Here is an 18,381-nt window from a genome sequence, read left to right on the forward strand (position 1 = left end):
GGCCGCCCGACTGGCCGCTGATAGTCGGGGTCGTTGCCCGATACTACGGCGGTGGCTTCGACAAAGCCGAGGCTCTGACGCTCTCCGAGCTGCGCTGGCAGCACAATGTTGGTGCGGCGATCGAAGAGCGGGCCAAACAGGATAGCTGACGTCTGGAGGGCGGCATGGCCAATCGCGATATGAAGGTCAGCGTTCTCGTCCAGCTGATCGACCGGCTGACCGCCCCCTTGCGCGGCATCACGCGCGGCATCGCTGGCATGGCGAACTCGATCGGGGATCTCGGCCGGCGCATCGGCGTAATCGGCGGCGCGCTCGCCGCGCTCTCCTTCATGCAGCCGATCCAGCAGGCGGCGGCCTGGGACGCCCAGCTGCGCGATATTGCGATCACCGCCGGCAAGACCGGCGGTGCGGTCGAGGAGATGATCGCCGAGAGCGGCAAGCGTTACGAGAAGCTTGCGCTGGAGGTCGGCCAGCGTTCCGGGGATCTGGCCAAGGGTGCCCAGCTGCTCGTCGCCTCGGGCATGGATTCCGGGCTGATCGACAAGCTGATGCCGACAATCGGCCGCGTCGCTACCGCAGCCAACGCCACGATCGAGGACACGGCCAAGACCGCCTTCGCCCTGTCGGACACGCTGAAGGTCGCGCCCGAGCAGATGGAGGAGGCGATGGGCAAGCTGATCACCGCCGGCAAGCTCGGCCGCTTCGAGTTCAAGAACATGGCTTCGGAGTTCCCCGGCCTGACCAACCAGATGGCGAAGTTCGGAATCACCGGCATGGAGGCCGTCGAGTCGCTCGGCGCCAGCCTGCAGATCGCGATGCTCGGCACCGCCAACCCGTCCGAGGCGGCCAACAACCTCAAGAACTTCCTGACCAAGATCAACGCGCCCGAGGCGATCAAGAAGTTCGAGAAGGAGCTGAAGGTCGATGTCACCGGTGTGATGACCGATGCCGCAGCCAAGGGAATCAATCCGGTCGAGGCGGTGATCCAGAAGATGTCCGACAAGCTGAAGGTGCCGACGGCCGAGATCGACAAGATCATGAAGAAGGCCGGCGCCTCCAACATGAGCGACAAGGACAAGGAGGCGACGATCCGCAAGCAGGTCGCGCAGCTGATCTCCGGCACCAAGGTCGGCAAGCTCTATTCCGACATGCAGGTGCTCGACTTCCTGATCCCGACCCTGCTGAACCTGGACAAACTCAAGGACTTCAAGCGCCAGGTGAAGGAGGCCGGCGTCGACGTAATCGGTCAGGACTTCGAGAGCCGGATGCGCGGTCTCAGCCAGAACATCCTGATGTTCAGCGAGCTGGGTACGCAGGCGATGCGGCGGATCGGCCTGGCCTTTGCCTCGAATTTGCCGATGGCGAACCGGGCGTTGACCGCGTTGCTGCAAGCCGTGATGGCGATCGATGCGAAGTGGCCCGGCCTGATCGACGCGACCCTGTCCTGGGTCGGCGCGCTGCTCCTGCTGGGATCCGCGCTTGCTGTCCTGACTCCGGTGATGTCAGCCTTGGCAGGATTGATCGGCGCGCTGGTGTCGCCCTTCGTGCTGGCTGCGGCCGCGATCGCCGGGACGGCCGCCGTCATCTATCGAAATTGGGAAACGCTCGGGCCGTTCTTCTCGATCCTGTTCGACAGCATCAAGCAGATCGGCAAGGGCTTCGTCGAATTTTGGGAAGGACTGTTTTCGAGCGACTTTGCCCGCGCGGCAGATGGCGCTCGTGCTGTGTGGGACGGCGTGAAGCAGTATTTCGCCACGGCCTGGCAGATCATCGTCTCCACTTTCCGCCTCGGCGTGGTCGAGATCGACAAGATCCTGGGAACGGAGCTGCTCGCCGTCTTCCAGCGGGTCCAAGATGGCTTCTCCGCTGCTTGGGACGCTGTGAAGTCCAAGATGGACGAGGTCGTCGCTTCGTTCAGGGAGTTCCCCGCCTATCTCGTCGCGACGTTCGGCGAGCTGCCCGGTCTGCTGCAGCAGGCCGGCGCCAACGCCATCCAGGGCCTCTGGGACGGCATGAAGGCGAAGTTCGACGAGCTGATCTCTTGGTTCAAGGGCAAGCTCGACCAGCTCAAGAGCATGTTGTCGATCGGCGGCGCCATGCCCGGCGCGCCCGGCGGAACCAATGTCGACCCGATGGGCAACCCTACCGGCGGTTTCAACCCGACCTCTGCGCCAGGTGGCGGCATCGGCGGTTCGAATGGCTTCACCCGCACCGCCGGCGGGCCGGCCGCCAACAGCAACGTCCAGGTCGGCGGCGTCATCACGGTCCAGGCAGCCGAGGGCACGCGCGTTACCAATATCCAGTCCGAGAATCCGGCCGTGCCGATCACGCCCAATCGCGGCACCATGCTCGGGCGCGCTTGATGGCGCTGTTCGACGACATCGACGGCCTGCTTCCGGGGCTGATGCCGGCCGCCTGGCGCGGCCGGCAGTTCTGGATGATCAACGCCAGCGACTCGGTCGGCCGGCGCATCCACCAGGTGCTCTACCCCGGCCTCGACCTGAAGACGCATGACGATACCGGTCCGCTCGACGGGCCAATCCGCGTCTCCGGGCTGGTCATAGGCGACGACTATATCGCCCAGGCCGAGGCACTGCGGGCCGCCTTCCGCGCGCCGGGCCCGGCCACGCTGCTGCATCCCTGGCGCGGGCCGATCCGCTGCGTGCTGTTCCGGCCGGCGACGATCGAGTTTGACGTCCAGGAGCTGCGCGTCGCGCGCATCGATGCCGAGTTCGACCCGGTCGGACCCAATGGCCTCGCCGCGATCGGCACCAGCCTGTCGGGCCTGCTCTCGGCGCTGGTCAGCCTCGGTTCGGCCGCGACCGGCCTGGCAACGGCCGCGCTCTCGGCGACGCCGCTGGCCTATGCGCTGTTCAGCCAGGGCGTCGCGGCGAGCGCCACCATCATCGACCTCGCAGAGGAATATGCCGGGCGCACGCGCCGCTCGGCGGCGCTGCTGCCGGCGATCGTCGGCGCGCGCGGTGCTTTCACAGTGGCGACTGCGACGGCCGATAGGGCGACGTCCGCAGCCCAAATCGCGGCGATCGCTCCCGTGCTTTCAAACGCCTTTGCAGCACCTTTCAAACCCCAGCCCGCCTCCGGCATCGGTCCCGGCGACGCCGCCCAGGCGATCGCGACGCCACAGCCGCGCGACGGCGCCGCTCTGATGCTTACGATAGCCGCGGACCTTGGTCGGAGGCTGCGGCCGAGCGAGGTAGAGGCCGTGCCCGGCCTGGCGCCCCTCGACATGACCGCCCAGGCCAGCGGCCGGCCGCCGCGCTCCGTGATCGCTGCAGCCGAGGTCGCCATGCTGATCGAGGCCGTGCTCCTGGTCAGCACCATCCCCTTCGTCAGTCGGCAGGAAGCGCAAGGCTGGGGCGGCCAGCTCGACGAGGGCTTGCGCCGCGCGGCGACGAGCGTCGCAGGGCTTGCGGGCGAGGCCGTCTCCCCGGCCGCCGCCCTGTGGCGAGCGCTGGGCGCGACGCGGGCCAGGCTCGCCATCGACCTGTCGGAGACGATCGGCCGGCTGCCTTCGGTCGAGCGCGTGACGCCGCCTGGTCAGGCCTCGGCGCTGCTGCTCGCACAGCATCTCGCCGGCGACGATCCGGCCGCCGTGATTGCCTTCGCCAATGACATCGTCACCCGCAACCGGCTGCGGCACCCAGCGACGCTCGGGGTCGGCCCGATCGAGGTGCTACGCTGATGCTGTTGCTGCCGGCAGTGGATCCGACGCGCCGCGTCGTGCTCGATATCGACGGCCGCAAGCTCGACCAGTGGGTGCGCGTGGATCTCACCCATGATCTCTCCGAGTTGTCCGCGTCCTTCGAGCTGAGCTTTCGAGACGAGACGCGCTCGATCGAGACCTGGGAGTATGCCACTCCGGTCGCCGGGGAAGGCCCGCTCGACTGGGGCGCGAAATGCGAGATCTCGATCGACGGCGAGACCTGGCTGATCGGCTGGGTCGACGACGTGCTGCCCGAGGCCGGCAACATGCCCGGCACCGTCACCATCATCGGCCGCGATATCACCGGCGACCTGGTCGACTGCCCACCCGACCCGCGCGGCAAGCACGAATACCGCGACATCAGCCTGACCGAGTTCGCCGAGAAGCTCTGCAAGCCCTTCGGCATCAAGGTTCGTGCCGATGTCGATGTCGGACCAAAATTCGACAAATGCGTCGTCGAGGCCGGCGAGACGGTGCTCTCGGCCATCGCCAAATATGCCAAGCAGCGCGGCGTCCTGGTCACCACCGACCGCGTCGGTACGCTCGTCATCACCAGATCCGGCCAGGAGCGCGCCGCCGACGATATCGCCTTCCCCGGCAACGTCACGCGCTCACGCGGCTCCTTTTCGGCCCGCGAGCGCTTCAGCGACTATTTCGTCAAAGGCCAGTCCGAGAAGAACGGCGGCAAACGCGCCAAGACGGCGGCGCTCGACGCCACAGCCGACCCTCTCGATGCAGCCCCCACTCAGCCGGCGCCGGCGACCGACGCGCCCGAGGACGTCGCCGAAGGCGCCGGGGCGCTCGTCATGGGTCACGCCCAAGACAAGGAGGTGACGCGCTGGAGGCCGCACATCTCGATGGCCCGGACCAAGGCCAACGCCTTCGACGCCCAGCGCCAGGCGGAATGGGAGATGCGCACCCGCCGAGGCAAGGGCGACAAGGAGGATTACGTCTATCGCGGTTTCCGCGCGGGGACCGCCAACCAGCTCTGGAAGCCGAACACGCTTGCGATGGTCAACGACCGCTTTGCCCGGCTCGATCGCGACATGCTGCTGGCCGGCGTGCGGGTCTCCTACAGCCAGCGCGGCGAGGAAACCCGACTGCGCATCACCGGGCCTGAAGCCTATGATTTGCTCCCAGAGGCCGATCGCCGCGCCAAGAAAAGCAGCGGCAAGACGAAGGCCTCGGCCAGCACGAGCGCGGGCAAGCTCGACGGCACCGCGAGGCCTCTCTGATGAGTGATCCCGAAACCGCCCACGCCTATCGCGGCATCGTGGCCCGCAGCGTCGTCAGGTCGACCAATGATGCCGGCGGCAGCCAGACCGCCTCGGTCACCACGCATCGCCATGTCGATCGTACGGATGTCGAGATCATCCAGACCTTCGGATTCGCCTCGCGGTCACCGGACGGTGGTTCGATGATCGTGCTGGCGGTGGGCGGCGACCAGGGCGACCTGGCCGGGCTGCCGATCGCCGCGCCTGGCGCGCGCCTCGGCAATCTCAAAAAGGGCGAGAGCGCCCAGCACAACGCCAAGGGCGACCGCGTCCACATCAAGGACGACGGCTCGATCGAGGCGACCTCGACGAAGCGAGTGAAGTCCAAGGTCAAGACCGTCACCTGCGAGGTGACCGAGGATCGCATCGTCGGCGCGATCGGGACGGGGATAGCTGCGCCGCGTGTCGTGGTGCGGCCGGACTTCGTGAAGCTCCGCCTTGGCAACCACTGGCTGGTAGTCAAGGCTGACGGAATCTATTGTTCAGTCGCTCCCGTTGTGGGTGCAGATCCGGAGCCGGCCGTCTAAGCCGCGATTATGATGCGCGAACCGAAAGAACTGTCGGCTTTGGCCGAGCTTCTCGAACGGACGAAGCAATCTCACGCTGCTCTGGAACACCACTTCAAACTCAATTTCCCTGACTACACGATCCATCATCGCAAGTTGCTTGACCAGGTGGCGCCGCCATCGCTCAGCGCTTGGAATTTGCCGTCGGCGAAGGAATGGGAAGGCCTTACGGCCAACATTTTTCGCAACCTGCAGTCTGTCCTCGAACACCCGACACCGGCACAGCGCGTTATCGCGGCGGGGTTCCTGCCTCACAGTACAACGCCTGACCTCCCCGAGGGTGACGAATCGACGGTTCGCGACTTCCTTGAGCAGCACTACCGGGACAATTGGCCGGCGGTGCTTGCCGTTTTCGAAGCTTCAGTCGACGGCTTTCTTCTCGATGAGGAGACCCGTGCAGTGTTCCGCGAGGCACTGGCGACACATGGAGCGGGTCTTTATCGGGCGACCGTGCGTACTTTGCTTCCCGAAATCGAGCGCGTGGCACGTCGTCAGTTTGGCATGCCTACCGGGGGGCAGCCTATCCCATCACTCAGAGCGCTATTCCGAGCCATGCCTCTTTCTGCGTTCGGCGGCATGCGCAACGGGCGCGCTCGCATTATGACGACCTTTCTGAGGCACGTCTGGAAGGAGATATGGACGATCGAGGACCTCGAGGTAGTTCAGCCTGATGCCGTGCCTAACCGGTCGGCGAGCCTCCACGGGCTCACGTCTTACTCCAGCTTCCAAAACAGCCTGAACACGCTTTTCGTCGTCGAGTGTGTCTTTGCCATGCTGTCGATTCACCGCAGCCAAACGTTAACGGCCCCTGTCGTCGGCTAGATTAACGCCCCTCCCGGGGGGCGTGCCCCGGGCCGCGCGCGCGCGACATTGTCGCGCCCATGCCCGCCTTCCTCGACGCCGCCCTAATCTTCGATCCGGAAACGCGCCGCGCCGATCTCCAGCTCGGCGAGGATGGCGATATCGTGCTCGACGAGACGCCAGCAACGCCGATGCTGATATCGCTCGGCACCGATCGCCGAGCCGAGCCCGATGATGAATTGCCCGATGGCGTCGACGCGCTCAACGCCTCGACCAGCTTCGTCGCCCGCCGTGGCTGGATCGGCGACGCGCTCGATGCGCTCGGCCGCAAGATCGGCTCGCGTATCTGGCTGCTCAATAGAGCCAAGCAAACCGAAACCACCCGCCGCTTCGTCGAGATCTGGGCGGCCGAGGCACTCGCCTGGGTCCAGGACGAAACCGGTAAGGCAGCCGAGATCTCGGCAGAGTGGATCGCCCGCAACACGCTGAAGCTGCGTTGCTTGGTCGACGGCACCGTCGTCGAACTGAAGCGGAGGGTCGGCTGATGCCCTTTCCGCTGCCGACGCCCGACGAGATCGCCCGCGCCCAGGAAGCCGAGATGGAGGCGGCACTGCGGGCGGTGCGGCCGGAGGCGAGCACCCTCGCCATCGCTCGCGCGGTGCGCTCCGAGAAGGGCCTCGTCGCCGCCCATGTCCGCACCGACGCACTCGGCCTCTACGAGACCCATCTGCATCTGCGCTGGTGGGGTGATCAATACATGCCCGACACCGCCGAGCTGGAGGCATTGATCCGCCACTCCTCGATCTGGGGGGTGTTCCAGCGGCCAGCGACCAAGGCGGTTGGCTATGCCCAGGTAACCGGCCTTGCCGGCACCGTCGTCCCGATCGGCTTGCAGCTGCGTACGCCCGGCGGCGTGTTGGTGGAAACGCTGACCGCAGTCGTCTTGGACGGTACCGGCGTGGGCACGCTCTCGCTCCAGGCCACCGAGGGAGGTGCCGCAGCTAACACAGCCGCTGGCGCCGTGCTGCCCGTGGTGACGGTACTGGTCGGGCTCGATCCGCAGAGCGCCACGCTCGACGATGGCGGCCTCGCCGGTGGAGCCGCCGAAGAGACGCCCGGCTCGCTGCTCGCCCGCCTGCTCCAGGTCATCCGCGAGCCCGGCCATGGCGGCGCCGATTTCGACTACCCGAAATGGGTCCAGGACAGCTTCGCGGCGATGAAGGTCAAGACCGTGCCGAACTGGGTCGGAGCCGGCAGCGTCGGCGTCGTCGTCGCGATGGTCGAGCCCAATGACGATGAGAACGCACCGCCTGAGCCGCGCGTCCCTTCGGGGGCTGAGATTGATGCCATTTACGCCCATCTGGAGACGCTGCGCCCGGTCACGGCCGAGCTTTACGTCCTGGCCTATATCCCGCTGGTCCAGGCCTTCAGCGTCAAGCTGACGCCGGACACGGCGGCCAACCGCGCCGCCGTAACCGCTGCGCTCGCTGACCATTTCGCCCGCGAATCCGAGATCGGCGGCACGATGCCGCATTCGCGTCTGTCGGAGGCGATCTCGGCCGCCAATGGCGAGTATTCGCATGAGCTGCCCGTGCCGGCCGGTGACATCGTCTGTGCTCCGCGCGAGCTGGCAGAGCCCGGCGCAATCACCTGGGTGCCGGCATGAGCCGCACGCCCGACCAGGTCCAGGACGGCATCGTCGCGCTGGCGCCGCGCGGCTGGGTCTGGCCGCATGTCGCCGACAACGCCGACGAAAGCTTGTTCGAGGCATTGTTCCGCCCGCTCGCCAAGGGCCTCGCCGACATCGAGGCGACGGCCGAGGCGATGCTGGAGGAGATCGATCCTCGCACCGCGACACTGCTACTACCCGACTTCGAGCGCGTGCTCGGTCCTGATCCTTGCGGTCGCGATCCTTCGACCATGTCCCTGGAGCAGCGCAGGCAGCTAGCGCATCAGCGCTGGACCGCGCGTGGCGGCGCTTCGCGCGCCTATTTCATCGCGCTCGCCGCCAAGCGCGGCGTCACCATCACGATCTTTGAGAACCGGGTCTCAATGGCCGACGCGGCCGTCGCCGGCGACGAACTTATTGAAAGCCCCGAGCAGTTCGTTTGGACCGTCAATCTGGCCTTGCTGGGAGAAACCATCGCCAAGGTCGACGACGCCCAATGTGGCGATCTGCTGCTCGACATCATCTTGTCCGACGTCGAATGCGATATCCGGAGGGCGAAACCCGCCCATACCGAAGTCGCCTTCAACTACATTTGAGGCGAACCCATGGACCGCATTCTCGGCGCCAATACGATCGACCTGGGTGGAGGTCGGCGCGGGTTCAGGGGCAAGGATACTGTCGCCGGCGTCCCTGGAACCGAACTGACGGCTGTTTGGCATAATGCCGTCCAGGAAGAGATCGTCCAGGCGGTCGAGGCCGCCGGGCTGGTGGCGAGTTCTGCAGACCTGAAGCAGCTGCTTCGGACCATTCAGATCTTCGGTGGCTTGCCCTGCACGGCGGGCGGCACAGCTAATGCCTTGACGATCACGCTCACGCCAGCACGAGCGTCTTGGGCCGAGCTGATCAACGTGCCGTTGCGGATCTTGATCACGGCAACGAATACCGCAGCTGCGGTCCTCGGCGTCACGGGCCTGGCCGGGACGAAGCCGTTCGTCACCCGATCGGGTGCTGCCGCGGCCCCCGGCGACCTGCTTATCGGCAGTATTGCCCTCGCCATTTACGATGGGACAAACGTTCAGATCCTTGGGCTGTCCCCCTCGAACCTCCTCGGGGTACCGGCCAAGGGTTCGTTGCTCAACATTCAGATTTTCAAGGTTGCCGGGTCTTTCACCTACACGCCGACTGCTGGAACGAAATGGATATCGGTACAGGGCGCGGGCGCGGGCGCAGCCGGTGGAGGCAGTCAGAACACGGGCGGCGCCGGCGTGTCAGCCGGCGGTGGTGGATCGAGCGGTGCGGTAGGCACCAAAGTTGTCACCGCCGGCGTAGTCGCAACTGCGGTAACCATCGGTGCAGCGGGCGTGGGCTCGCTGGGGTCCGTCGGGGGGAACGGCGGCGCTACGTCGTTCGGCGCGCTCCTCACCTTACCTGGCGGCGTTGGCGGCAACGCAGGTGCGCTCACAGCGAGCATAGCAGTTTCAGGCGCAGTCAGTGTGAGCGGGTCGCCTGTCGGGGCGGATTATGGCTCAAGCGGCGGTGGGGCATCACCGGGTCTCAATCTGTCGTCGACCTCGGCCATCAGCGGCAACGGCGGCTCATCGCCTTTCGGCAGCGGCGGCGGCGGCACCGGGGCAAATGGCACCTACGGCAGTAACGGCGGCAATGCTGGTGGCAACGGCGCTGGCGGTGGCGGCGGTGTCGGTATCAATGCCGGCGCCACCCTAGGAGGCCCCGGCACCCCCGGCATTCTCATCATCCACGAATACGCAGGATAACGACATGACCCGATATGCTCACATCCAGGATGGTGTCGTTATCGAGGTGATTGCCGACGACGCCGGGGTTGCCATAGAGGATCGGTTTCATCCGGACTTCGTCGAGGCTTTGGTTTCCTGCGGCGATGATGTCCTGCAGGGCTGGCTCTACGACGGCAATTCGTTCAGCGCGCCCGCGCCGGCACCGCCACCCAGTAAAGCCGATCTGACTGCCTATGCCGCTGACCTGCGCTGGCGCAAGGAGGTGGGCGGCATCACCGTCGCTGATGTCCCCGTCGCGACTGACGATCGTAGCAAGATCATGATCATGGGCGCGCGAGTCGCGGCGATGGTCGATCCCAGCTGGTCGACGACCTGGCATGGAGCCGACGGAGCGACATATCCGCTCGGCGCCACGGCCATCATCGCAATCAGCGATGCCGTGCAGATCCATGTCAATACGGGCTTCGCGACCTTCGCGGGCGTCAAGGCCGATATCGAAGCGGGCGAGATCACGACGACAGTCGAGATCGATGAGGCCTTCGCGGCCGCCTGATCTGCGGCCGATGGTGACGTGACAGGGGAGCCCAAGGGCTCCGGCGGCTCAACTTGCAGGGAGCGCCGCCCGACGAGGTCAAGATCACATCGCCCGTCACGGCGGCCGAGGCCGCGCCAGACGGGACGACGATTCTGGACATCCGCACAAGATGGAATCTGTTCAACCGATCTCCCCCGTCGCCGGCTATGTCGGCGGCAAGAAGCAGCTCGCCCGCACGCTCGTCGAGCGGATCGGCGCAATCGACCACCAGATCTATGCAGAGGCTTTCGTCGGCATGGGGGGCGTCTTCCTGCGGCGGGAGACCCGGCCCAAGGTCGAGGTGATCAACGACGCCTCGCGCGATATCGCGACCTTCTTCCGCATTCTCCAGCATCACTACCAGGCCTTCCTGGACATGCTGAAATGGCAGCTCACGAGCCGGGCGCAATTCCAGCTCCTGGTCCAGCAGGATCCGGACACACTCACAGACCTGCATAGGGCCGCGCGCTTCCTCTATCTGCAGCGGCTGAGCTTCGGCGGGAAGGTCGCCAGCCGGTCATTCGGCATCGACACGGGCGGCCCTGGCCGATTCGACGTGACGCGCCTAGTTCCACTGCTAGAGGCCGTGCATGAGCGGCTTTCGGGCGTGTGGATCGAGTGCCTGGGTTGGCAGGCCTTCATCGAGCGCTGGGACCGGCCGGGCACGCTATTCTATCTGGACCCGCCCTATTGGGGCACGGAGCACTACTACGGGAAGGGGATGTTCACCCGATCCGAGTTCGAGCTGTTGAGCGGCGCTTTACAACGGCTTCAAGGCCGCTTCATCCTCAGTTTGAACGACGTGCCCGAGGTGCGCGAGCTGTTCGCCTGGGCGACGATCGACACGGTCGAGCTGAGCTATCAGGCGGGCGGAGCCGCGAACACGAAGCGGGTACGGGAGGTGGTGATCACACGTTAGGATGGCTGTGCCGTGGACCTCGACTTTTCAGGCTCATACCAGAGGCTCGATCGCGCTCGTCATCATATTGATGACCTAGACCGTGCCTTTAGAGACTACACGGCCCGCGATCCCGTCGTCCGAACGGCGTGGCGAGACATGAACGACACTCGCTACATGAAAGTTGAAACGATCCTCAGAGAGGCGCCGGTCGAAGATTTCCATGTGATCAGCGGAGACGCAGTTCACAACATCAGGGTGTCGTTAGATTTGCTCGCCAATTCGCTCTTTCGAAGGGCCGGCGGTCAAATCCGGAAGCCAGATGGCAAGTACGAACAGCTGGCCTTTCCGTTTTCAAAAAGCCAGGACACGCTCGGCGAGCAAATCAAGAAGTCAAAATTTCACAAGGCCGGACCAGCGGCGGTGCAGCTCTTGAAGCAGCTCGCGCCATATCCCGGCGGGAATGAGCGCCTCGCTTGGCTGCATGAACTGGATATCGTGCACAAGCATCGTATGCTCGCTCCCGTGTTGGCTCACTTAAAGGCCCCCACCGGAGCTATCGCGCTACCTCTATCGCGAGACACCAGGCCCAGTTCGCTCATGAGTGGGACATACTTGATCAGTCGCGAGATCCCCGGCTCAGACGCCACCGGAGATAATTTGCCGGTTTCGATCGGCTTCATGTTCCCACCCATGGGGCCATTCGATAGTCAGCCCGTGATCGCCGCGCTGAGAGATCTCCATAGTTATGTGCTCGGTGTAGTCCAACAATTTGCCGAGCTACCCAACGACGGGACTGTGCCAAGCGTGGGCTGACTGTCATTTCGAACGACATTAGCGGAGGGCAATGATGCGTGTGAACGGAAACCCGAGAAGGAAACACAGCGTCACCCGCATCAGCGGCGGCACGCGCATCGAGATCGAACAACCCGGCGACCCCGGTCTTTGGCGTGTCGATCTGACCGTCAAGCGGATAGGTGATGCCGTTGATCTGCGGATTTTCGACAGTCTCGTCGTCGAACTCACACCGCAAGAGGCGCGCGATCTCGCCCAGGCGCTCGGTCAGGTCGCGGACGGCTAGGTACGAGACCAACAGTAGGGAGCGGGATCATGTGCGGGCGGTTTTCGCAGCACTACACCTGGGAGCAAGTCCACGCCTTCAGCCAGCCGCTGGCGAATGCTTTGCCTCCAGCGCAGGGCAACCTGCCGCCGCGCTATAACATCGCCCCGACGACCCACGTGCACATGATCGTGCCGACCGAGGGCGGCCGGGAGTTGCGCAGCGCCCGCTGGTGGCTGATTCCGTCCTGGTGGAAGAAGGGCATCAAAGAGGTGCCCTCGACCTTCAATGCCCGCGTCGAGACGGTCGATACGAGCCCGATGTTTCGCGACGCCTTCAAGCGCAAGCGCTGCATCGTGCCAGCCTCGGGCTTCTTCGAGTGGACCGGCCCCAAGACCGATCGCACACCTCACTACTTCTCGGCCGCAGATAGCGGCCTGCTAGGCATCGCGGGTCTATGGGAGAGCTGGAAAAGCCCCGAGGGCGAGGAGGTCACCAGTTGCACCATGGTGGTGCGTGACGCCGACGAATGGACCGCGCGTTATCACGACCGCATGCCGTCATTCCTACAGCCCGGCGATTTCGACGCCTGGCTCTCCGGCTCCGCCGGGAAGGAACTGCTGCGAAAGACGCCGCCGACGCTCCAGGAGTGGGTTGTCGACAAGCGGGTCAACAAGACGGGCCAGGGCGATGACGACCCGGCGACGATCGCGCCTTTGAACGAGACCGTGCTTTAGAGACGTTGAAGCAAAACTTCAGGCTGCATTAAAGCCGCGTACCGCTCGTTCGAACTCGTCGGAGGACTTTCTGTGAACAATGCCGAGGCACCAAAGCTTCACCGAGGCGCAGATTCGGCAGAGGAGATTTATCTTGCGGTGGGCATCGCCCTCTCCTGGTGGGAGGGGTCCGAGGACACACTAATGGGTCTCTTCAAACTGCTCGTGCAGAATGACGAGCCGGTGGCTATTGACGCCTACATCAAGTCGAATCGGGCTGGTCGAGGCGCCATGCTGCGAAATGCGCTCGTACGGTACGAGCGACGCCTGGAAACGGCGAGCGCCGAGAAAATTCTGAAGGCAATGAAAGCCCTCGACAAGCTGGCGCCGACTCGAAACGAGATCGCGCACGGTCACTGCTCTCGATTTAAGCAGACTGTGAACGGCACGGTGGTGATGGAGGGGCACTACCTTCTGCCCTCGTTTAACGAGGCGGGATGGCATGAGCGTTCTCTAAGATACACCCACACGGTGGAGTCCATCACCGCCTTCCGGGCGGACGTTGGAGAGCAACATGCGATCCTTCTCAATGCGAACATGGCAATTATCCAAGCCCGCCAAACGGCTCACTTAGGTCGAAACGTCGAGACGCAGTTGGTGTTGAGCATCGTCGATGGTGTTCGCACGGGCCGCATACCCGAGACAGACGTTCTTGCGCACTTGCAGCGGGTTCAGCCCGGTCAGTAGACCGTCGCGCTAAGAATCAATCTGTTGCCATTTGATCCTTCGTCCATTGCCATTTGAAACTTCGCGCTACAGCTGCTCGTCCGGAATAACGGTCCGCTCCAAGTGTAGCGCAAAGTTTCAAATGGCAATGAACGAAGGATCAAATGGCAACAGATTAGAGATTGAGCAGTTCGCTCACCTTTGATCCGGGCACTCCTGCGGACACGATGTCGTGGAGCACGTCGCGGCGCCAAACTATTCCTATCTCGGAGATGGCGACTTCGGCCTCGGCCCTCAGGCTGGCTGAGTCCAGTGTTTCGCCGCCGATCTCCTCCTTTGGTAGTCGACCAGAATAGATCCCCGCAAAAACCTGTGCGGTCCCTTGACCACCTTCCCCGTCGGGCCCAATGGGCCCTTGCGCGAAGGCCGAAGCAATCACAGGCGCGCCCGACATTCCGCGCGCAGTTCGGCAATCAATCAAAAAGCGCGGGAGATCGAACTGTGGGAGTCCGGGTTCCGTAGCGATTGAGCCCCTCTTATATATTGGGAGCGCGGCTGTTCCGCCGGTCAGCCCCCAAGGATAGCCAAGCAGGAAAACGTCGTTGGTCACTCGGGGAACAAAGCCGGGTGTGAGGTCGAATACACCCTTATCACCGACGCACGCAAAAGCCGGTCTAGCGTCTCCAGGTGACCATTCCACTCTGAGCGCTACGACATCGGCTCGATGCCGCCATTTGGGATGCTCAAGCCAGCTAGGACTTTCGCCATCGGGGTCATTAAGCGGAAACTCGAACTGCATGATCTGCTTCGAGTTGATTGTGTCCGGCCCCAACTGAATGTGCATTCTCGCAACCAGCTTGGTGGGTACACCGGCAGAGAGACTCATGGAGGGTGCCAGTCGCGATCGGCCCGTGACGATATGCCAGTTGGTCACGAGATATAGGGGGGCGTCAGCGGCAGCTCGGAACCAGAATGCGGTGCCCGTCTCGATCACTCGCCCCGTCTCGCAGCGGGCCTCTACACGCACCGCAATCAGCGAGGTATTCTCAAACATCATCGGAAAGAGCACTGGCGTCATTTGTCGGTCCTATCCACGGGGGCTTCTGCACCCCGTTCGTCATCCGCCAGTATTAGTACGGGCTGCATCGGGGAGGTTCGTACCCTTCAGAGTGGGGTGTCGGGGCGCGGTAAGTCCGGCGCGATGGTAGTCGGATCATTGTCTCCCGCCCCCGTTTTATTCACCTTCTTGCCGACGACCCACTCCTGAAGCTTCGGCGGCGTCTTGCGCAGCAGCTCCTTGCCTGCGGAGCCGGAAAGCCAGGTGTCGAAGTCGTCGGGCTGAAGGAATGACGGCATGCGGTCGTGATAGCGCGCGGTCCACTCGTCGGCGTCGCGCACAACCATCGTGCAGCTGGTGACATCCTCGCCCGCGGGGCTCTTCCATCTCTCCCATAAACCCGCAATGGCCAGCAGGTCGCCATCGGCGGCGGAGAAGTAGTGCGGCGTGCGATCGGTTTTGGGGCCTGTCCATTCGAAGAAGCCCGAGGCGGGGATGACGCAGCGCCGGCTCTTATATGCGCTTTTGAAGCTGCTCTTCTGGTCAAAATCCTCGACACGCGCATTGAACGTGGCGAATTTGAACTCCTTGGGGCTGGCCCCTTTGAACCAAAAGGGAATTAAACCCCAGCGAGCACTACGCAGCTCGCGGCCACCCTCGGCTGGGACGATCATGTGGATGTTGGTCGTCGGCGCGATATTGTAGTGCGGCTGGAGATTGCCCTGGCCGGTGGCCAGCGTCAGTGGTTGGCTGAAGGCCTGGATTTGTTCCCAGGTGTAGTGCTGCGAAAACCGCCCGCACATGTCGCTTCCTACCCGTTGACTGGCTTCACAACACCGGATCGTACGGCCTCGCGGCCTTTTTCCGCATCCGCAAGCCACTTCTCGCGTAAGGCAACCAGACGCATGTCATTCTTGGATTTCTGCTTCTTTAGCGCGTCAGCTACCTCCGTAAGCATCTCGTTTGGAGCCAAGCGGTAACGCGTTCTAAAGCGGACTGCGAGATCCCAGGCCGCAACGCCCAAATTCACGGCTTCAAGGTGCGTCACCCAATAGTCATTGCTCGCCCAATCGGCCCTAACGGCCTCGCTCTGGGCGGCTTCGATCCGGGTTGGAAAGCCGAGCACTTCAGTGGCCAACGCGCTGTCGCAGGATCGCCAGTCGATATTGGATGGGAATTCAGCGAGCTTTGGCAAATCCCCTGCGGCAGAAATGCCTTGGATGTCGTGGGCCACGTCGCGGTTGCGGATATGAGTATCGCACGCCGAGACGTAGGCCTCCAAAATGACGGAAACTCGGATCGCAACGTAAGTCGCATCAAATTTTCTTTTCCGATTTTCAGTGAAGGAGTCGACGCCCCACTTGATGGTTTGGTTGGCGACGGCTGCAACGACACCGCCAAAACCCGCGAGTTGCAGAATGCTTACCAGCGACAGGTCGTCCGCCATGTTGGTCGGCCTTCATCGTTTTGAGGAAATCACCACTACTCGTACTCCTTTCGTGTGCCCCGCGCCGCCTGCCTGATAGCTGGGCCCGACCGTCTGGATCGTCGCCCAGGATAACAGCTCGCGCATCTCGGCTAGGTCGCTCAACCTGAGGATGCGGCGGCACCCGCTCCTCCGCAAGTCGCGGCTCGCCTTCGTCCGCCGTCATTCCGGGCAAGCGCAGCGCCGACCCGGAATCCATCGGAGGGCGTCATTCTCGGGCTTGCTCCACGACTGTCCGATTTGCCGCAAGCGCCCGATTGAAAAGCTCCGTTCATCGCAGGCTTTCCAGCGGGCGGTGACGGAGAGGACAAGCGCGGGGAACCCCTCTCCCGGATGGGAGAGGGGCAGGGGTGAGGGTGTGCCCTTTCAGTAGAAGGCGCTGCGGCTCCGGTGCGCCTCGATAACGAGCGGCGGGCCCTCATCCTGCCCTTCTCCCATCCGGGAGAAGGGTTCCCCGCGCCCTTCATCCAGCGCTTTGCATCACCTTCGCCCGCAATAGGAACTCCACTCATCGGCCAAGCCCAACCATGACGCACTTCCACTCCCCGAGCGGCGCGGTTCAGGCGCCCGCGCTATCCACAAGCAAGCCCGCATTCCCTCACATTCGAGCGATCCGCTTCACGCCATTTCAACACCCATGAACGCCCGCGGCCTGCCCGGCTTGGTTAATTTTACCTTGTTTGCGCGTTTACCTTGCGTTCATCACGCCGGGCGGGCTTTCTGATCCCACAAACGGCACGGTGATGCCGCAGGGCTGGTGAGTTCGGATAGATGCGTCAGGTTTTCGTCACTTCGGCATTCAGCGCGGTTCTGCTGCTCGGCGCCCACGCCGCCCAGGCGGCCGATTGCGCCGGCTACTCCTGCCGCCCGGCGCCCTCCTGCCGCGGTTCGGCCTGCTACAACCTCGTGCAGACGCCGCCGGTCTACGACACGGTCAGCGAGAGCTATCTCATCCGCCCGGAGCAGACCCAGTCGCGCGTCGTCCCGGCGCAATATGATTACGTCACCGAAACAGTGATGATCGATCCGCCCCGCCAGATCCCGCATCATCGCCCGGCGCAGTATTGGAGCGTCTCCGAGAAGGTAATGATCTCGCCCGCCAGCAAGCGCTGGGAAGTGACCCGCGACGCCTATGGCAACACCACGGGCTGCTGGGTCGAGGTTCCCGCGCAGTACGGCTACCAGCAGCGCACCGTCGAGGTCGCGCCCGCCACCATCGATTACGAGACCATCCCCGCCGTCTACACCCAGCGTCAGCGCAAGGTGATGGTGCGGCCGACGCAGGTCCTCCATGAGACGCGGCCCGCGCAATACGCGACCCGCCAGCGCAGCGTTATGGTGAGCCCCGGCTCACAGCGCTGGGAGCGCGCCGGCTACTGAGTTTTTTAGGTTCTAGGTAGACCTCTTCATCACGGAAAAGACCACTTCAAAGCCCCGGCTCGCGCCGGGGTCTTTTTTTGTGCGGATGCCCTGAGCGGGAGCGCTGCGCTGCTGCGTGGTGACCTGCTGGAGCTAGAGCAGACTGTCTTGGCTCGGAAACACTGCGTCATCCTGGACAAGCCGCGTCAGCGGCGCAGCTCCGGGATCCATCGTAGAGCCGATTCCTTGATTCAAGAATCTGCCCTACGATGGATCCCGGGACGACCTTCGGTCGCCCAGGATGACGTAGTGTTTCCGAGCATAAACGGAGTTCTTAAACGCCAGAAGGCGCCGCGGTTGCAGCGCCTTCTGGATGGTTTCAGTGGTCTTGGGTTCCGGGCTCTTCGGCTCTCGCGATGCCGGATTAACGGCGCCCGCTCAGCCCAGTCCGCCATTGAGCAGGGCCAACACGCCGACACCGACCACGAAGGCCAGCATGCGCGCGGGCATGCCGATCAGGCTTCCCGGCGAGCTTCTGGTCGCAAGACCTGCGCCGAGTTCGGCGAGCCCTAGGCCCAGCAGCACCAAGACGAAAGGCGGGAGAGCCGAGGACGCCCCGACCCAGCCCGCCTTGGCAGCGAATGCGACGATGGCGCCGAGCGCCGCGCCGAGAGCGATGAAGACGAATTCGACCCGCGTGAAGCGCATCGTGTC

Annotated in this window: 20 protein-coding genes; 16 read left to right on the top strand and 4 right to left on the bottom strand. The window is 63.9% G+C overall.

Features of this window, described 5'->3' with window-relative positions; all coding sequences use genetic code 11:
- Positions 1–164 precede the first annotated feature (164 nt).
- From RMR04_RS22540 to RMR04_RS22610, 15 genes are all read left to right on the top strand, one after another.
- On the top strand, positions 165–2,363 hold the full coding sequence (locus tag RMR04_RS22540) for a phage tail tape measure protein (RefSeq protein ID WP_311910688.1): 2,199 nt from the start codon (positions 165–167) through the stop codon (positions 2,361–2,363).
- Positions 2,363–3,703, top strand: coding sequence for a DNA circularization N-terminal domain-containing protein (locus tag RMR04_RS22545; protein WP_311910690.1), 1,341 nt, complete (start codon positions 2,363–2,365; stop codon positions 3,701–3,703). The genes RMR04_RS22540 and RMR04_RS22545 overlap by 1 nt, the downstream gene beginning before the upstream one ends.
- Entirely contained in the window at positions 3,703–4,959 is a 1,257-nt protein-coding gene (locus RMR04_RS22550) for a phage baseplate assembly protein (protein WP_311910691.1), read from the top strand. Before RMR04_RS22545 ends, RMR04_RS22550 begins: the two co-directional genes overlap by 1 nt.
- On the top strand, positions 4,959–5,525 hold the full coding sequence (locus RMR04_RS22555) for a phage baseplate assembly protein (protein ID WP_311910692.1): 567 nt from the start codon (positions 4,959–4,961) through the stop codon (positions 5,523–5,525). Before RMR04_RS22550 ends, RMR04_RS22555 begins: the two co-directional genes overlap by 1 nt.
- 12 nt (positions 5,526–5,537) lie before the next feature.
- A complete protein-coding gene (locus tag RMR04_RS22560) occupies positions 5,538–6,386 on the top strand; it encodes a hypothetical protein (protein ID WP_311910693.1) in 849 nt (282 codons plus the stop codon).
- 59 nt (positions 6,387–6,445) lie between these two features.
- Positions 6,446–6,910 carry a phage GP46 family protein gene (locus RMR04_RS22565; RefSeq protein ID WP_311910694.1) on the top strand — a complete coding sequence of 155 codons (465 nt, stop codon included), beginning with the start codon at positions 6,446–6,448 and terminating at the stop codon, positions 6,908–6,910.
- Positions 6,910–8,031: a baseplate J/gp47 family protein gene (locus tag RMR04_RS22570; protein ID WP_311910695.1), complete on the top strand. Its 1,122-nt coding sequence runs from the start codon at positions 6,910–6,912 to the stop codon at positions 8,029–8,031. The genes RMR04_RS22565 and RMR04_RS22570 overlap by 1 nt, the downstream gene beginning before the upstream one ends.
- Positions 8,028–8,630, top strand: coding sequence for a YmfQ family protein (locus RMR04_RS22575; RefSeq protein ID WP_311910696.1), 603 nt, complete (start codon positions 8,028–8,030; stop codon positions 8,628–8,630). The genes RMR04_RS22570 and RMR04_RS22575 overlap by 4 nt, the downstream gene beginning before the upstream one ends.
- A 9-nt stretch (positions 8,631–8,639) precedes the next feature.
- A complete protein-coding gene (locus RMR04_RS22580; protein ID WP_311910697.1) occupies positions 8,640–9,809 on the top strand; it encodes a glycine-rich domain-containing protein in 1,170 nt (389 codons plus the stop codon).
- Between the two features lie 4 nt (positions 9,810–9,813).
- Entirely contained in the window at positions 9,814–10,344 is a 531-nt protein-coding gene (locus RMR04_RS22585) for a DUF4376 domain-containing protein (protein WP_311910698.1), read from the top strand.
- 151 nt (positions 10,345–10,495) lie between these two features.
- On the top strand, positions 10,496–11,284 hold the full coding sequence (locus tag RMR04_RS22590) for a DNA adenine methylase (RefSeq protein WP_311910700.1): 789 nt from the start codon (positions 10,496–10,498) through the stop codon (positions 11,282–11,284).
- Positions 11,285–11,422: 138 nt separating this feature from the next.
- Positions 11,423–12,079: a hypothetical protein gene (locus tag RMR04_RS22595; protein ID WP_311910701.1), complete on the top strand. Its 657-nt coding sequence runs from the start codon at positions 11,423–11,425 to the stop codon at positions 12,077–12,079.
- 34 nt (positions 12,080–12,113) lie between these two features.
- Positions 12,114–12,344, top strand: a complete 231-nt coding sequence (locus RMR04_RS22600) for a hypothetical protein (RefSeq protein ID WP_311910703.1) — start codon at positions 12,114–12,116, stop codon at positions 12,342–12,344.
- Between the two features lie 29 nt (positions 12,345–12,373).
- Entirely contained in the window at positions 12,374–13,060 is a 687-nt protein-coding gene (locus RMR04_RS22605; RefSeq protein ID WP_311910704.1) for an SOS response-associated peptidase, read from the top strand.
- Between the two features lie 72 nt (positions 13,061–13,132).
- Complete coding sequence (locus RMR04_RS22610) at positions 13,133–13,786, top strand: hypothetical protein (RefSeq protein ID WP_311910705.1); 654 nt, start codon at positions 13,133–13,135, stop codon at positions 13,784–13,786.
- Positions 13,787–13,940: 154 nt separating this feature from the next.
- On the opposite strand, the gene RMR04_RS22615 is transcribed toward RMR04_RS22610, so the two are convergent.
- The 3 genes from RMR04_RS22615 to RMR04_RS22625 form a co-directional block, all read right to left on the bottom strand.
- A complete protein-coding gene (locus RMR04_RS22615) occupies positions 13,941–14,843 on the bottom strand; it encodes a serine protease family protein (protein WP_311910706.1) in 903 nt (300 codons plus the stop codon).
- A gap of 86 nt (positions 14,844–14,929) precedes the next feature.
- Positions 14,930–15,625 carry an SOS response-associated peptidase gene (locus tag RMR04_RS22620; RefSeq protein WP_311910707.1) on the bottom strand — a complete coding sequence of 232 codons (696 nt, stop codon included), beginning with the start codon at positions 15,623–15,625 and terminating at the stop codon, positions 14,930–14,932.
- An 8-nt stretch (positions 15,626–15,633) separates the two neighbouring features.
- On the bottom strand, positions 15,634–16,269 hold the full coding sequence (locus tag RMR04_RS22625) for a hypothetical protein (protein ID WP_311910708.1): 636 nt from the start codon (positions 16,267–16,269) through the stop codon (positions 15,634–15,636).
- 810 nt (positions 16,270–17,079) lie between these two features.
- Between RMR04_RS22625 and RMR04_RS22630 the strand changes: the two genes are divergently transcribed.
- Positions 17,080–17,688: a hypothetical protein gene (locus tag RMR04_RS22630; protein ID WP_311910709.1), complete on the top strand. Its 609-nt coding sequence runs from the start codon at positions 17,080–17,082 to the stop codon at positions 17,686–17,688.
- Positions 17,689–18,105: 417 nt separating this feature from the next.
- Here the strand turns inward: RMR04_RS22630 and RMR04_RS22635 are convergent, their stop codons facing one another.
- Positions 18,106–18,375 carry a hypothetical protein gene (locus RMR04_RS22635; RefSeq protein ID WP_311910710.1) on the bottom strand — a complete coding sequence of 90 codons (270 nt, stop codon included), beginning with the start codon at positions 18,373–18,375 and terminating at the stop codon, positions 18,106–18,108.
- Positions 18,376–18,381 lie beyond the last annotated feature (6 nt).

Source organism: Bosea sp. 685, from assembly GCF_031884435.1.
Lineage (GTDB): Bacteria > Pseudomonadota > Alphaproteobacteria > Rhizobiales > Beijerinckiaceae > Allobosea.